Genomic DNA, 15,427 nt, shown 5'->3' on the forward strand with positions numbered 1-15,427 from the left:
GTCACCACAGGCCGCGCCGGGACAGCGCGTCACGTGCCGCCTGGCTCTCTGCTGTCGGAACGGCCGCGAACGCGGCGGCCACCCGCTCGGACACCACGCCGCGGGTGACCCCCGCAGGCGTGGCGAAGTACGCGTACGGCACGGTGCCGCCGCCCGCCGGCGCCTCGCCCCAGGAGGCGAGGGCGGCCGGCGCGTACCGGCGCAGGGCGGCATGACCGCGGCCCGTCCTGACGATCCCCTCGCTCTCGATGACGAACGACAGCGGCTGCTCGCAGGCCAGCGCGGCGAACAGATTGATCATCAACTCGTGGACCACGGTCTCCCGCAGGATCGCGGCGCCGGGGAGCGGCGTCCCCCGCTCCCCGGCCAGGTCGAGCAGGAACGCCGCGAACGCCTCCTCCACCGACAACCCGGGCCCCGAGTACGGGATCAGCCGGAACCGGCCGAACCGCGGCGATCCCAGGAAGCCGTCGAGCAGCTCCGATTCGCCGATCCCGGCCGCCGCGAGCAGGCGCAGACTGAACGGGAACGCGGACCCCAGGCTGCCCCGCGCGCCGAGCCGCCAGATGGCCGACCGGAACCGGCGCGCGGCGGCGTCGAGCTCGTCGTGGTCGATCGTCTCCAGGCACTCCAGCTCGCCGGCGTTCGCGGCCACGGCCACGGCGCCCTCGGCGGCGAGCCGCTCCCGCAGCCGCCCGTCGAGCAGCAGCCGCATGATCAGGTCGGCGAGCCCTTCACCGTCGAGAGACCGCCCCGCCGCGCCGCCCGCCACCTCGCCCGCCACACCGCTCGCTGGACCGCTTGCCGGGCTGCTCACTGTGCCGCCTTGTTCCGCCACGCGTCGACCAGCGCCTTGAGCCGGCCGTAGTTCCGCCTCGACTTCTCGACCAGCCGGCCGTCGTCGCGGAACATCGGGTCCTCGTAGGTCACGCCGAGCAGGTTCGGGCAGCGCGGCAGCAGGTACGCGGTGAGTTCGAGCTGCTCGTCCAGCAGCACCCCGTGATGCAGGTCGCGGAACTTGCCCCCAACGATCTGGCAGCCGGACAGATGCAACTCGCGGCAACGCTCCAGCGGCAGCGCCTCGATGTCGTCGAACATGGCGCGGCCGGTGCGCCCGCGCAGCCACTGGTAGCTGAGCAGATGCCCCACGTCGAGCGTCACCCGTACGTCGGCGTCGTCGGCCAGCCGCGCGAAGTACGCGAACGCGTCGAGGTGGCCGAGCACGAACGACCCGCCTTCGGTGAACCCGGGGAATTCGACGTGCAGCGGCAGGTCCAGGAGCCCGGCCGTCTCGGCCACGTTCCTCGTGGCGATCTCCAGGCCCGGCTCGGTCAGCGGCGGCGGCAGCGGGTAGGGCAGCGGGTACCCGCGCAGGTTCCAGATGCCGAGATCCTCGACCACCCAGCGGAATCCGTAACGTGCCGCGAGTTCGTTGATGAACTCCGCCGCGGGCCGCCGGTCGTAGCGCTCCGGTGTGCCCATGTTGAACTCGGTCTGATGGAAGGCCCGGCCGAGCCCGGCGGGCAGCGCGGCGAAGAAGCGGTCGTAGGCGCGGACGTGCTCGGTCACCCGGGGGGTCGCGCGCGAGCGCGGCTGGTAGGCGAAGGCCGCGTACGCGAAGTCGCCGCCGTGCCGCTGGGCGAAGGCGCGTACCCGTGGGGTGATGTCCCCGCCGTCGTCCGTCTCCATGAACCCGACGCCTCGCCGGCCCAGCGACCCGCCGCCCCACGGCATGTCCATGAGGAGGCCGAACCCCATCCGGTCCTGGCCGGTTCCGACCGGCTCGCTCGCCTGCCTGGTTCCGAGCGTCATATCGGCCTCCTGACAGGTTCGCCGCCGGTGCCCACCGACGTCACCGAACGCTCCGTGCTTGCCGGGGTCTCCGGGTGCTCCGTGCTTGCCGGTGTCTCCCGAGGCTCTGTGCCCGCTGGGGTCTCCGGCTGTTCCGTGCCCGCCGGCGATTCCCGATGCTCCGTGCCCGCCGTCGCCTCGACCAGGCGGGCCAGCAGCCGCCGCCCGTGGGCGGTGCGCGCCCCGAGCACGCCGTCGGGGCGCTGCTCCACGTGGCGGCGCGGCAGCGCGTAGAACCGCTCCCAGACCAGGTCGGCGACCACGATCCGCCCATCGCCCGGGGCCCCGGCCACGTCGACGCCGGCGGGAACAGTCCGTACCCAGGGATACGGCCGGACGGCCGCGACCGGCTGCGGCTCGGCGGCGGAGGTGGGGCGCCGCGGCAGGATGGCAGTGGCCTGGCCCGGCCGGACCGTGTGAAAGACGCGTACCAGGCGGTCGAGCGCCTGCCCCCTGGTCGGGCCGCCCGGCACCGTCAGGGGGTGTCCGACCCGTCCGGAAAGGTAACTGAGCTCCGGATTGCCGGCCAGCACGCCCGAGGTGTCCAGCGAGAGGCCGAAGCCGTCCGGATCCTGCGCGAGCCGGCTGCCGGGCTCGGACACCATCAGCTCCAGCGCGTCGATGCCGATCCGTTCCTGGTTCGCTTCGAGGAACCGCAAGGACTCCTCGAACTCCGCCTGGGTCTCGTCGAAGAGGTGACCCATCACGGAGAACCGCAGGACGATGCCCGCCGCCGCGACGTTCTCGACGATCCGCTGGTAGTCGGCCGCCCGCACGCCCCTGTCCATCAGATCAAGCAGGCGTTGCGCGTTGCCCTCATAGCCGACCGACATCAGCTCGCAGCCGGCCTCGGCCAGGCTCCGGCAGAACGCCGGATCGGCCAGAGTGGCGTCCAGCCTGCTCCGCACGCCGAACCCCACCTTGACGCCGCGGTCGCGGACCTCGCGCATGGCCTTCACGATCAGCCGCAGGTTGGTGTTCTCGTCGGAGATCGCCACGAAGGCCGCGCCGGTGTCGCGGACCACCGTCTGTACGGCGTCGGCGATCTGGCGCACCGTCCCCTGCTGGTACGCGCCCGGCGCGAGGGACCGGTTGCCGTACGAGCAGAACGCGCATCGGCCCCAGTAGCAGCCCACGCACGACACGATCGCGGCTTCCATGGTCTCGTTGAGGTAGGACCGGAACGGCAGCCCGGTGAAGTCGGGCGGCCCGAGGTCGTGAAAGCGCAGCGTGACCGGCTGCTCGGACCGGTGGGTCGGCGCGTCGCGCGAGAGCCAGGTCATGCCGGGCACCGCGGTCATCGGGGCGTCGCCGTCCAGCGCGTCCAGCCAGCGTTCGAGCGGCTGCTCACCGGCGGTCCAGCACAGCGCGTCCACCGCGCCCAGGACGCCGGGAAGCCGCATCAGCTCCTCGTGCCGGATCATCACCTGCTGGCCGCCGAGGCAGACCTGAGCGTCCGGCCGCAGCCGCCGCACCCAGGCGGCGACGAGCAGCGCGGGGGCGAGCTGACTGAAGAACGCCACGGACAGGCCGACCACGCGCGGCCGATGCCGGGCCAGCAGCGCCTCGACCATGCCGTACAGCCGCTCGACCGCGACCCCGGACGCGGCGGGCGGCAACCGGGCGGCCTGCCGCGCCGCGTCATCGAGCCGGGTCAGGTCCCGCCAGGTCCGGACGAGGAACGTGTCGCGTACGAGCAGCTCGATCCCGTGGTGGGCCAGGCGCACCGCACGGACCGGGCCCAGCTCCCCTGGCGGCTCCTTCCGCAGGACGTGCGCACGGAGCTCGCCGGCGTGCCGGGCGACGGCGTCGGCCATCGCCTCCCGATACCAGGCACCCGCTCCGGCGTCCGCCCGCCCGCCCCGTACATCGCCGCCTCGTACATCGCCGCCCGCCGGTACGTCGCCGCTCCGCATGTCGCCGCGTACCGTCTCGTCGTGCGTCACGTCGCCGCGCACCACCTCGCTGAGCAGCTCCGGGTGCCGCAGCAGGTCATGCAGCAGGGCGATGTTCAGGTCCGCCTGATGGACGCGCCGCCCGCGCCGCCGAAGATGACCGGTCAGGTAGGGCAGGCTCAGATAGGGGAAGAACCTGGCCTCGGTCTGCGGCGGAAAGATGAGCAGGACGTCGGCACGTTCGCCGCCTGCCTCCTGCCCGGACGGCACGATCAACCTCCTCGGCCGGACCGGACGCTTGATCCGGCGCGCGCGAATACGGCGGACCGCCCGAGCCGAGATCGCCGGACGGCCCCGGGCCGGCAACCGCGTCAGGCTCTGACGGGCAGGTCGCCGGTGTCCTCCGCCGCTTTGTAGGTGTAGGAGTGGTAGGACCCGCTGAGCTTGAGCTCACTGGACTCGATCACTTCGAGCTGGTCCAGCTCGGTGAATTCGTCGTCGATGAGCTTCTCGGGATGCACTGCGGCCATGGTCCCTCCTCATGGGGAAACTGCCGGCAGTCATGGCGGTCCCCACGGCGGTCGCCGGATGAACTGCGCCCTTGACTCGTTCCACGATAACCACGCGATTCATCGAGTCAATAGCGCGAATAGCGATAATGGTCTCGTGAAAGGAGCGAAATATTCATTTATGGCATGACCTGTATTACTTCGCGGAGTCGCACCGGCGCGGCCGGAACAAGGCGTTCAGGCGGCGGGCCGGCGGGCCGCCCAGGCGGTGCGGCTGCCGCGTACCGTCAGGTCGGGGCGGTTCAGGAGGGCGTCGGGGTGGTCGCCGGTCAGCAGGCGGTCGAGCGTGGCGAGGTCGTCGTCGGCCAGGTGCTCGGCGATGCCGGAGCGGAAGCCGTTCAGGACGCTGTGGGCGTAGTGGCCGGTGCTCGGCGGCGCCGGGCTCGCGTCGATGGCGAACCTGCGCTGCTCGGCCGGCTCGAACCCGGCCCGCTCCAGGTGGGGGCGCCAGTCCGGGTGCGCGTTCCAGCCCGCCCGCGCCGCCGCCTCGTGGCAGCGTGCCTCCAGGCCGGGGCGGCCCAGGCCGATGTCGTCGGGCAGGAAGCGCGGCAGCGCGTCCATCTCGATGACCACCAGCAGACCGCCGGGGTTCAGCGCCGCGCGGATGTCGCGCAGCACCCGGTCCGGGTCGGCGACGTGGTGCAGCGACGAGGCCGCCCACGCGACGTCGACAGCGTCGACCGCGGGCCAGGCGACGTCCAGGTCCGCCGGTACGACGCGCAGCCGATCGTCCAGTCCCTGCCCCCGCACCGCCGCGCGGAGACGGTCGAGCAGCACGGCCGACCGGTCGATCGCGACGATCTCAGCCGTCGTGAAGCGCCGTGCCAGCGCCAGGCTGCCGGTGCCGGTTCCGGCGCCCACGTCGACGACCTTCCTCGGCGACCCGGGAGCGTGCTGTCGCACCCAGCCGGTCATCTCGTCCAGGTAGGCGCCGAGCACCTTCGCGTCCAGGTCCAGCTTGTCCGCCAGTGCCGTTTCGTGATCGGCGGCAACGTGGTGGTGATGTGCGTGCTTTGTCATGACTTCACGCTAAAGGACCCATGCGCATGGGACATACACTCTTGCCTATGACGCAAAAAGTGGACCTGGACAGCGTGATCCGGCAGCGCATCCGGGGCCTGCGACTGGCGCGCGGCTGGTCCCTGGACACCCTCGCGGCCCGCTGCCACCTGAGCCCGTCCAACCTGAGCCGCATCGAGACCGGGCACCGCCGGATCGCCCTCGACCAGTTGGTCCCGATCGCCCATGCGCTCGACACCACCCTCGACCAGCTCGTCGAGTCCGCCGACGACGAGGACGTGGTGATCCGGCCGCAGCCCTCGCACGCACCCGGGCTGACGAGCTGGCTCCTGTCCCGCGAACGCTCGCTCAACGGCGTGACCGTCGCGAAGTTGCGCATCACCGCTGACTGGCCCACCGACGCCGGGAGCCTGCGGGTGCACCCGGGCCGCGAGTGGTTCATCGTGCTGTCCGGCACGGCCCGCCTGCACCTGGGCGAGCGCACCATCCTGGTTCAGGCGGGCGACGCGGCGGAGTTCTCGACCATGACCCCGCATGCCATCGGCGCCCACGAGGGTCCCGTGGAGATCCTCACCATCCTCGACCACGACGGAGAACGCACCCACCTGCACACCTCCGGCGACGCCCCGCGACACTAGGCCACGCACACCGGCCCGCCGGGCATGTACGCCGGCCCGCCGCGTGATCGGCCGCCGTCCGGCAGCGGCCCCCCGCCCACCCCCGGCGCCCACGCTGACCACAGCAGGAAATCAACCTTCAGTCGAACCTTTCAACCGACCAGATCAAGATCGTGAAAGATCGAGGCTAATTAACAGGACCCGTCCCTGTCGCGATGGTCGTCGCAACCGACGAACCGATTATGCTTATGAAACCGTATTGATCGACTTGATCATCTACCTCTTCGTCGTCACTGTCTTCGTGTGATTCCTCGCCGGAAGTGCTAAGTCTCGAATAGAGATATGTATCGGCGGGGAAAGTGTCGTCGCCAGGCGTAAGCCGCCACCACACTGTGATCTGTTTGGAATCGCGTGTTAGCTCGAGCAGCTTAGTAGGCTGCTCGATGGGCAGGTCATACCTCATGAGATAAGTGTTTTTGGGCTGATCTTCAAGTAGCCAAGAAGGAGCCCGCCCTCTCTCGGTGGCCCCGGAGAAATAAGGCTCCGGTGGGGCCTGGACTTTTGCTCTGTCTTTGCGGATGACATACATTTCCGCTTTGGTCTCGATCACGTCGTGCAGGCCATTTTTAGGTAGTGTTATCAGCCTCTCCGTGACATGGCTATCTCCTGGACTGAACCAATTACCTGGACCTAGATGATTCACGCCTGTACTGAGAAGCTCATACTTTTTGATGTTGGCGAATCTGTCCAGCCTCAATCCGTCTGCGCCAAGGTCTCGAAAGTGGTCCTCAACGGCCCTCGGTTTTGCGGCATAGTCTTCGGATACTCCCCAAACTGAGTACATGATGCTCACTATGTAAATTTCGACGTCGCCGGTATTTTTGAAGCTAATGGTCAATGGCAGGTAGACTCGATCGCCTTTCGAATGGATCAGCGGCTTGCCGAAACTGGTAGTGAGATCTACCTTTGTCGGACTCATGTGAGGCAGGTACATTTGGGTGTATATGAAGTTGCCGGCCACGGCGACAGTCGTGAAAGTAACCCCCGCTGCAAGCCCTCGCGGATGCGGCAGATCGCGCCAGATGCCCTGGCGGCAGAGTTTGAAGAATGCCCAGCCGCTCCACGCGAGAAGAATCAGCCAGCACGCCAGGAAAGGCGCGACATCGCGACCTTGGATCTGCACGATCAACATCATGAGGTTCGCGGCGAACGCGGCGAAAGTCCCCAATACCAGGATGGTGCCCGACCATTTGCGCCGCCGTCCGCCCCAGTAGTCGACCACGGCCATCGCTGCGGCGAACATGGTCAGCGCGGCCAAGAAGAGAATTCCTCCGGTCACGCGCCCGGTAAAAGTCAACGCGCCGCTGAGGTCCTCTCCTCCGATCCAGCCGAATATGATCGCGCTCGTGAGCAGGCCCGCCATCATCAGACTGACAACGACTCTGTGCCGCCCACCGGCAGTTAGCCGACTAGTCTCCTGCGGTGCTGTGTTCTCCACGCCGACCCCCCTCGGCAGGGCCGAAGCGCACCCGGCCCTCCGCAACAGGCCTCCTACCCGCCCGCTTCCTGAGATGCTCAGGGTCGCCGCAAATCTGGATCAAGCAGGATCTACCGTTGGCTCTCCCCTCCCGCCTGGATTGTTTCGCCGCCCGCCGGCGCGCTCGGCCGGACCAGGCTTGAAGGACAACTCTCGCCGCGTCGCGGGCGCCACCGTGTGAGTGCACTCCCACCGACCGTCGCACCGTGAGCAGGCCGTCGGCAGCTCTCCCCGCACCGTGGCCGCCGCGAAAAGCCGCCCGCGCTTCTTCCGGGAGGACGTCACACTTCCGTCTCCGCCGGACTCTCAGCAGTCGACAGGACAAAGGGAGGCACACCGTGACCGTCCTCACGGAGAACCCCCGCACGCACCTACGCCGGCGGGGTGGCCCATCCCGCCGCCTTCCGGAACGGATGAAACCCCCATGTCCACCGCCTACGTCGTCACCGCCCTGGTGACCATCGCCTTCAACACCTTCTCCGGGGTCGCCGCCATGACCAGGCTCGCACCGATCATGCGAACCCTCGGCCCCTCGCTCGCCCGGGCCGGCGTGCCACGGTCGTGGCTGGTCTGGCCGATCGGCGCCCTCAAGGCGCTGGGCGCGCTGGGGCTGGCGCTCGGGCTGCTCGGCGTGCCGCTCATCGGCACGGCCGCCGCGACGGGCCTCATCCTGTACTTCGTGTGCGCCCTCTACACCCACCTGCGCGTCAGCGACTTCTCGCCCCAGTTCTACCTGGCGATCGTGTTCCTCGGCCTGGCGGTCGCCACCCTCGCGCTCGATCCCGCCCTGGTGCTGGACACGACGCGCTGATCCCCTCGAAGACGGCCGCCTTCGCCGGTCGAACGGGGCCGGTGCCGGACGCCACGGTGCGGGCCGCTACGCGTGGGCGAGCAGGATCGCCGGGTTCTCCACGCAGTCGGCCACGTGGCGCAGGAAACCGCCGGCCGCGCCGCCGTCACAGACGCGGTGGTCGAAGGTCAGGGACAACTGGGTCACCTTGCGGGGCACGACGGCGTCGCCGACCACCCAGGGCCGGTCGATGATGCGCCCGACGCCGAGGAGCGCGGCCTCGGGGTGGTTGATGATCGAGACGGAGCCGTCCACGCCGAAGACCCCGTAGTTGTTGAGCGTGAAGGTGCCCCCGGTCAGTGCCTCGGGAGGCAGCGCGCCCGAGCGGGCGAGGCCGGTGAGCCGGGTCAGCTCGGCGGCGAGCCGGCAGGTCGTCATCAGGTGCGCGTCCCGCACCACCGGCACCACCAGGCCACGGTCGGTCCGCGCGGCGAAGCCCAGGTTGACGTGGGCGTACCGGATGATCTCAGCGCGGCCGGTGTCGACGGAGGAGTTCAGCTCGGGGAAGCGCAGCAGGCCGGCCACGCAGATGCGGGCCAGCAGCGCCAGCAGCCCGAGGCCGGTGTCAGGGTACGCCTGGCGCAGCGTGCTCACGGCGGCGAGCAGGCCGGTGGCGTCGACGTCCACCCAGGTGGTGGCGTCCGGGATCTCGCGGCGGCTGCGGCTGACCTTCTCGGCCACCGCCCGGCGCAGCCCGCGCAGCGGAACGCGCTCCACGGGGGCTTCGGTGATGGCTCGCTCGACGTCGCGGCGCAGGATCACGCCGCGTGGCCCGCTCGGGGCGACGGCGGCGAGGTCGACCCCGTGCTCGCGCGCGATCCTGCGGACGAGCGGGGAGATCACCTGCGGCACCTGGGCCGCAGGCCCCGCAACGGGCGGGTCCGGTGCCGGCGGGGGTGTGCGGCGGCGGCCACGGGCACCGGGCGGGCGGCCGGTGCCGTAGCCGATCAGCACGTTGCCGGAGCCGGCCTGCTCCTCCTCCCGGTAACGGGCGGCGGCGTCACGGGGGCCGACCTCGATGGCGGCGGGGTCCTCGTCGGCGGCGTCCTGGGGGCCGACCTCGATGAGCGCCGCGCCCACCGGCAGGACGGCGCCCGCCGCCGCGTGCAGCCGCAGCACGGTCCCCGCGTACGGGACCGGCACCTCCACGGCCGCCTTGGCGGTCTCGACCTCCACCACGATCTGGTCCACCTCGACCGTGTCGCCGGCCGCGACCTTCCATTCGAGGATCTCGGCCTCGGTCAGTCCCTCGCCGAGGTCGGGCAGGTGGAACACCCGCCGGAGCCCGGAGGCCGTCACCATGCCTGCCTGACCAGGTGGCGCAGGTCGGGCTCGTCGTCGAACTGGAGCCGGTCCACCGCGTCGAGGATCCGGTCGACGTCCGGCAGGTACGCGTGCTCCAGTTTCGGCGGCGGGTAGGGGATGTCGAAGCCCGCGACGCGCAGCACGGGGGCGGCCAGCGAGTGGAAGCAGCGTTCCTGGACCCGCGCCGCGATCTCCGCCCCCACCCCGGCGAATCCCTGGGCCTCCTGGACCACCACGCAGCGACCGGTCCTGCGCACCGAGGAGGCGACGGTCTCGTCGTCGAACGGGACGATGCTCCGCAGGTCCACCACCTCCAGGTCGAGGCCGTCCCGGGCGGCGACCTCGGCGGCCTGGAGGGTCACGGGGACGCTGGGCCCGTACGCGACCAGCGTCGCGTCACGGCCCTGACGCCGTACCGCCGCCTGCCCGAATGCGGCGGCGCGCCGGCTCCCGAGCGAGACCTCGTCCGTGGACCAGTACAGGCGCTTGGGCTCCATGAAGATCACCGGATCGGGGTCGGCGACGGCGTCGCGCAGCAGCCAGTAGGCGTCGTCCGGCGTCGCCGGGGTGACGACCTTCAGGCCGGGGGTGTGGGCGTAGTACGCCTCGCTGGAGTCGCAGTGGTGCTCGACACCGCCGATGCCCCCGGCGAAGGGGATGCGGATCACCAGGGGCAACGCCAGCAGCCCGCGCGTGCGGTTGCGCAATTTGGCCACATGCGAGGCGATCTGCTCGAACGCCGGATAGGCGAAGGCGTCGAACTGCATCTCCACCACCGGGCGGAAGCCGCCCATCGCCATGCCCACGGCCAGGCCGACGATCCCGGCCTCGGCCAGCGGGGTGTCGAAACACCGTGCCTCGCCGAACTCCTCGGTCAGCCCGTCGGTGATGCGGAAGACGCCGCCCAGCGGGCCGACGTCCTCGCCGAAGACGAGCACCCGCTCGTCCGCGCGCAGCGTGTCCCGCAGCGCGGTGTTCAGCGCCTGCGCCATCGTCGTCGCGGTCATGTCAGTCCTCCCTCACGGCCAGCTCGGCCGCCAGCAGGGCGCGTTGCGCACGCAGCTGGGGTGTGGGCTCGGCGAAGACGTGGTCGAACAGCTCCAACGGGTTCACCTCCGGGTCGGCGCCCATCCGGTCGCGGACGCGTGCGGCGAACTCCTCGGCCGCCTCGCGCGCCGCGGCGACGGCCTCGTCGTCGAGCAGGTCCCGGCCGCGCAGATAGGTCTCCAGCCGGGCCAGGGGGTCGGCCGCCGCCCACCGCTCGACCTCCTCGGCCGTCCGGTAGCGGGTGGCGTCGTCGGCGTTGGTGTGCGGGTCCATGCGGTACGTGTGCGCCTCCACCAGGAACGGGCCGCCGCCCGCCCGTGCCCGCCGTACCGCCTCGGTGAGCACCGCCAACACCGCGACGACGTCGTTGCCGTCCACCTGCTCGGAGCGGACGCCGTACCCGACCCCCTTGTACGCGAGCGCCGGAGCCGCGCTCTGCCTGGCCAGCGGCACCGAGATCGCGTACCCGTTGTTCTGCACGAAGAAGACCACGGGGGCGCGGAGCACCGCGGCGAAGTTGAGCGCCTCGTGGAAGTCGCCCTCGCTGGTGCCGCCGTCGCCGACGAAGGCCAGCACGACCTCGTCCCCGCCCTTGCGGCGCAGGGCCTCGGCCAGGCCGACCGCGTGGACCGTCTGCGTGGCCAGCGGGGTGCACTGGGGCGCGACCCGCGTGGCGGCGGGGTCGTAGCCGCAGTGCCAGCCGCCCCGCAGCAGCGTGAGGGCCTCGACGGGATCGATGCCGCGGCAGATCAGGGCCACCGAGTCGCGGTAGGTCGGGAACAGCCAGTCGTCCGCGCGGAGCGCGAGCACCCCGCCGACCTGGCAGGCCTCCTGCCCACGGCTGGACGGGTACACGGCGAGCCGGCCCTGCCGGGTCAGCGCGGTCGCCTGACGGTCGAACCGGCGGCCCAGCACCATCTGGCGGTAGGCCGCCAGCACCTGCTCGTCCCCGGGCGGGGGATATCCGGCGGGCGGCTCGGCGGCGGTGCCGTCTTCGGCGACGAAACGGATGGGGGCGGGGGAGGGGAGCAGGTCGTCGACGCGGGGTGTCCTCACGGACATGGCGACGCTCACTTTCTGCGGACATGTGCCACAAAAAGCGTCTGTCTAGCCAACCATCCGTTCAAGACACGGAGGATAATGCGTGGCAAGTGGTCCAAATATGGGCCTGGGAGGGCCATATGTCGTCCCACGACGGAATTGACGGCGGCTGGCCGGGACGTTCGGCCGGCCGGGTGGACGCCGTGGACCGCGCGATCATCGACGAGTTGCTGCGCGACGGCCGGATCTCGGTGCGCACGCTCGCCGAGCGCGTGCACATCTCACGGGCCAACGCCTACGCCCGGATCACCCGCCTGACGGACGACGGCGTGATCACGGGGTTCACCGTCGAGCTCGCGCCGCAGAAGGTGGGCCTGGGCACCAGCGCGTACGTCTCGATGACCATCGAGCAGAACTCCTGGCGCGCGGTCTCGGCCCAGCTCCAGGACGTCCCCTACGTCGACCACTTCGCGCTGGTCGGCGGTGACTACGACGTCCTGGCCCTGGTCAGGACGCCGGACAACGAGGTGCTCCGGCACGTGGTGCTGGAGCGCATCCAGGACATCTCCGGCGTACGGGCCACCCGCACGTGGCTGGTGTTCGACGAGGCACGGGGCCGGGGCGCGCAGTGGGGACGTTGAGCGCGTCGCCTCGCTAGTCGTCCGAGAAGACGAGCTCATCGACGGTGGCCACCTGATCGGCGGGTGGCGGCTTGATGCTGATCGCCTGGCCCCAGCCGGAGAGCCGCACATCGGCGGTCCGGAAGGTGCGGTTCTTGGTGTCATACAACGCGACAGGTTCGTCGTATCTGGTCTGGCAGCGGCGTACCAGCAGGTCGCGGCCGATCCACAATCGCCAGCGCACGGGCAGCTTGGCGTAACCGGCGTGCGGTCCCGTGGGCTTGTCGAGATAGCTGTTGACGCGCAGGCGCGGATTCAGCTTGTACAGGGCGCCGATCGTGGTCGTGCCCTCGTAGAGGGTGGTGCGGGTGCCGTCATAGGTGCCGCCGCCGCGTTTGGCCGTAGTGGTGCCCAGGAGGTGCCGCAGGGTGGCTGGGTCGCTCAGCACCATCTGGTCGCACTGCAGGTAGAGATCTCTGCGTTTGTTGCCCACGATCCAGGACTTGCCTATGGGCAGGTAGTCGGGGGGATCCTGCTGCCAGTTGTAACCGCGGTCGGGAAACTCGATGATGCGCTGGCCGTCGTCCGACGCGGATTTCGGAACGGTGAAGTCGATGGCCACGACCTTGCCGTCACGGAACTCGTAGATGGCGCGTGCTTTGAAGGTGTACCCGAAGTTCTCCGAGGGGGAGCGGGCCGTACTACTCGTGACGATGCGTACTCCGCCAGGGCCGTTGAGCTGACGTTTCAGCGCGGCGACCGGATCGCCGCGACCGGCCGCGGCGGCGGGCGGGACAGCGACGGAAACCGCCGCCAGCGCCACGCCCAGGATGACGGGCAACGTTCTCGTTCGCCGGCTCACGTCTTGTTTCTCCCGCTTGCTGCGCGCTGGGCCGTCTGTGACGGAGATCGTGCAAGATCTTCGCGGAGCGAGGTCTCGGCGCAGTCACGGGTGGCCGCACCGGCCGCCTGGTCAGCCGCCGCGGCGGCTGACCAGGAAGCGGCTCGTCAGACGCTCAGCCCGGCGTGGCGGCCGTCAGCGGCGTGGCGGCCTCGCGGAGCGGGAAGTGGCACGCGGCCGAGTGCCCGGGATCGAACCCGAGCAGCTCAGGCTCCTTCTCCGCGCACAGGTCCTGCGCGCGCGGGCACCGGGTGCGGAAGCGGCAGCCCGACGGCGGGTTGTACGGGCTGGGCAGCTCGCCGCTGATGCCGGCCCGGTCGGCGGCGTCGCCCGCGTCCGGATCCGGCTCCGGGATCGCGGCGATCAGCCCCGCGGTGTACGGATGCACGGCCCGCAGATAGATGTCGTCCGCCGACCCGATCTCGACGAGTTTGCCCAGATACATCACCCCCACCGTGTCCGCCATGTAGCGGACGACGGTCAGGTCGTGCGAGATCACGACGTAGGTGAGCGCGTGCTTGGCCTGGAGCCGCTTCATCAGGTTGAGCACCTGGGAGCGGACCGAGACGTCCAGCGCGCTCACCGGCTCGTCGGCCACGATCACCCGCGGGTTGAGCGCCAGCGCCCTGGCCAGCGCTATGCGCTGCCGCTGGCCGCCGGAGAACTCGTGCGGATACCGATCGAGCACGGTGTGCGGCAACCCGACCTCGTCGAGCAGCTCCCGGATGGCCGCGAGCTGCTCCGCGGCCGTGCCGATGCCCTGGGCCTCGAACGGCTCGCGCAGGATGGCGCCGATGCGCATGCGCGGATCCAGCGCGTCGAGCGGGTCCTGGAACATCATCTGCAGGTTGCGCCGATGCCGGCGCAGGCTCCGCCCGCGCAGCTCGGTCAGCTTGCCGCCGAGTGCCGTGACGCTGCCCGAGGAGGGTGTCTCCAGCGCGACGATCATCCTGGCCAGGGTGCTCTTGCCGCAGCCGCTCTCGCCGACCAGCCCGAAGGTCTGGCCCGGCTTGACCGAGAACGACACTCCGGACACGGCCTTGACACTGCGCGACTTGCCGCGCAGCGACAGGCGGCGGCCGGCCTTGCCGTACTCCTTGACGAGATCGTCCACGGCCAGCACCGTGTCGTCGTCGTCGGCCGGGCCGGCGGCCTCCGGGGTGGTGTCCGCCGGCTGCGTCTCGGGGTCGAGAGGGCCCGCGATCGGGTGCCAGCAGGCCAGAGTGTGTCCCGGTCGCGACTCGGCGAGCGGGGGCGCCTCGCGTTCGCAGTGCTCGGTGGCGTGCGCGCAGCGGGCGGCGAACCGGCAGCCGGCCGGGGGGTCGGCCAGGTCGGGCGGGGCGCCGGGAATGGAGAACAGCGTGTGCTCGCGCTGCTGGGTCAACCTCGGCGTGCAGGCCAGCAGCGCCTGCGTGTACGGGTGCCGCATGTCCGTGAAGAGCTCGCTGGTGCGGGCGCTCTCGACGATGCCTCCGGCGTACATGACGCTGACCCGGTCCGCCCAGCGCGCGATCACGCCCATGTCGTGCGTGATCAGCAACATGGCCATGCCGAGGCGGTCCTTGAGGTCGTGCAGCAGTCGCAGGACCTGGGCCTGGACGGTCACGTCGAGCGCCGTCGTCGGCTCGTCGGCGATCAGCACCTTCGGCTCGCAGGACAGGGCCATGGCGATCATGACCCGCTGCCGCAGCCCGCCGGAGAGCCGGTGCGGGTAGTCGCCGAACCGTTCCTCGGGACGGGCGATGCCCACCAGCGAGAGCACTTCGAGCGCGCGCTCCCGCGCCTCCTTGGGGCTCGCGCCCCGGTGCAGCCTGATCGGCTCGGCGACCTGCTCGCCGATGGTCTTGGTGGGGTTGAGCGAGGTCATCGGATCCTGGAAGACCATCGCGATCTCGTTGCCGCGGATCCGCTGGTACTCCCGCTCGGGCAGGCCGACCAGCTCCCGGCCGTCGAGCTTGATCGACCCCTCGGTGACCTGCCCGCCAGGCGGGAGCAGGCCCATGATCGCGAGACCGGTCATCGACTTCCCGCTGCCGGACTCACCGACCAGCCCGAGGGTCTCGCCCGGGCGCAGGCGCAGGTCGACGCGGTTGACCACGTCGACGGCCGAGCTCCGCATCCGGATGCCGGCGGACAGGGACTCAATGGCCAGAACGTCGTCGGGCATCACGCGC

Annotated in this window: 14 protein-coding genes; 3 read left to right on the forward strand and 11 right to left on the reverse strand. The window is 70.6% G+C overall.

Going from position 1 to position 15,427, the window contains the following annotated elements:
• Position 1: 1 nt before the first annotated feature.
• The 5 genes from ACWD0F_RS10305 to ACWD0F_RS10325 form a co-directional block, all read right to left on the reverse strand.
• On the reverse strand, positions 2-817 hold the full coding sequence (locus ACWD0F_RS10305) for a hypothetical protein (RefSeq protein WP_449873892.1): 816 nt from the start codon (positions 815-817) through the stop codon (positions 2-4).
• Positions 814-1,812 carry a multinuclear nonheme iron-dependent oxidase gene (locus ACWD0F_RS10310; RefSeq protein WP_449873894.1) on the reverse strand — a complete coding sequence of 333 codons (999 nt, stop codon included), beginning with the start codon at positions 1,810-1,812 and terminating at the stop codon, positions 814-816. Before ACWD0F_RS10310 ends, ACWD0F_RS10305 begins: the two co-directional genes overlap by 4 nt.
• Complete coding sequence (locus ACWD0F_RS10315) at positions 1,809-4,016, reverse strand: B12-binding domain-containing radical SAM protein (RefSeq protein ID WP_449873895.1); 2,208 nt, start codon at positions 4,014-4,016, stop codon at positions 1,809-1,811. The genes ACWD0F_RS10310 and ACWD0F_RS10315 overlap by 4 nt, the downstream gene beginning before the upstream one ends.
• Positions 4,017-4,117: 101 nt before the next feature.
• A complete protein-coding gene (locus ACWD0F_RS10320) occupies positions 4,118-4,276 on the reverse strand; it encodes a hypothetical protein (RefSeq protein WP_449873897.1) in 159 nt (52 codons plus the stop codon).
• Between the two features lie 216 nt (positions 4,277-4,492).
• On the reverse strand, positions 4,493-5,335 hold the full coding sequence (locus ACWD0F_RS10325) for a class I SAM-dependent methyltransferase (protein WP_449873899.1): 843 nt from the start codon (positions 5,333-5,335) through the stop codon (positions 4,493-4,495).
• A 47-nt stretch (positions 5,336-5,382) separates the two neighbouring features.
• Here ACWD0F_RS10325 and ACWD0F_RS10330 point away from each other — a divergent pair, with 47 nt between their 5' ends.
• The gene (locus ACWD0F_RS10330) at positions 5,383-5,973 is read left to right on the forward strand and encodes a helix-turn-helix domain-containing protein (RefSeq protein WP_449873901.1); all 591 of its coding nucleotides are present in this window, start codon (positions 5,383-5,385) and stop codon (positions 5,971-5,973) included.
• A gap of 166 nt (positions 5,974-6,139) precedes the next feature.
• On the opposite strand, the gene ACWD0F_RS10335 is transcribed toward ACWD0F_RS10330, so the two are convergent.
• On the reverse strand, positions 6,140-7,450 hold the full coding sequence (locus ACWD0F_RS10335) for a hypothetical protein (protein ID WP_449873903.1): 1,311 nt from the start codon (positions 7,448-7,450) through the stop codon (positions 6,140-6,142).
• Positions 7,451-7,913: 463 nt separating this feature from the next.
• Between ACWD0F_RS10335 and ACWD0F_RS10340 the strand changes: the two genes are divergently transcribed.
• On the forward strand, positions 7,914-8,300 hold the full coding sequence (locus ACWD0F_RS10340) for a DoxX family protein (RefSeq protein WP_449873905.1): 387 nt from the start codon (positions 7,914-7,916) through the stop codon (positions 8,298-8,300).
• A gap of 66 nt (positions 8,301-8,366) precedes the next feature.
• Here ACWD0F_RS10340 and ACWD0F_RS10345 read toward each other — a convergent pair whose 3' ends face one another.
• Genes ACWD0F_RS10345 through pdhA form a run of 3 tightly spaced genes read right to left on the reverse strand, consistent with a single transcriptional unit; the run spans position 8,367 to position 11,753 of the window.
• On the reverse strand, positions 8,367-9,641 hold the full coding sequence (locus ACWD0F_RS10345) for a dihydrolipoamide acetyltransferase family protein (protein WP_449873907.1): 1,275 nt from the start codon (positions 9,639-9,641) through the stop codon (positions 8,367-8,369).
• Complete coding sequence (locus ACWD0F_RS10350) at positions 9,635-10,651, reverse strand: alpha-ketoacid dehydrogenase subunit beta (RefSeq protein ID WP_449873909.1); 1,017 nt, start codon at positions 10,649-10,651, stop codon at positions 9,635-9,637. The genes ACWD0F_RS10345 and ACWD0F_RS10350 overlap by 7 nt, the downstream gene beginning before the upstream one ends.
• Before the next feature lies 1 nt (position 10,652).
• Positions 10,653-11,753, reverse strand: a complete 1,101-nt coding sequence (gene pdhA, locus ACWD0F_RS10355; RefSeq protein ID WP_449873911.1) for a pyruvate dehydrogenase (acetyl-transferring) E1 component subunit alpha — start codon at positions 11,751-11,753, stop codon at positions 10,653-10,655.
• 119 nt (positions 11,754-11,872) lie between these two features.
• Here pdhA and ACWD0F_RS10360 point away from each other — a divergent pair, with 119 nt between their 5' ends.
• The gene (locus ACWD0F_RS10360) at positions 11,873-12,373 is read left to right on the forward strand and encodes an Lrp/AsnC family transcriptional regulator (protein WP_449873913.1); all 501 of its coding nucleotides are present in this window, start codon (positions 11,873-11,875) and stop codon (positions 12,371-12,373) included.
• Between the two features lie 13 nt (positions 12,374-12,386).
• On the opposite strand, the gene ACWD0F_RS10365 is transcribed toward ACWD0F_RS10360, so the two are convergent.
• Positions 12,387-13,214 (reverse strand): hypothetical protein, encoded by an 828-nt coding sequence (locus ACWD0F_RS10365; protein WP_449873915.1) that lies wholly within the window; start codon positions 13,212-13,214, stop codon positions 12,387-12,389.
• Between the two features lie 154 nt (positions 13,215-13,368).
• The gene (locus tag ACWD0F_RS10370) at positions 13,369-15,420 is read right to left on the reverse strand and encodes an ABC transporter ATP-binding protein (protein ID WP_449873917.1); all 2,052 of its coding nucleotides are present in this window, start codon (positions 15,418-15,420) and stop codon (positions 13,369-13,371) included.
• Positions 15,421-15,427 lie beyond the last annotated feature (7 nt).

This window comes from Nonomuraea sp. NPDC002799, from assembly GCF_053592075.1.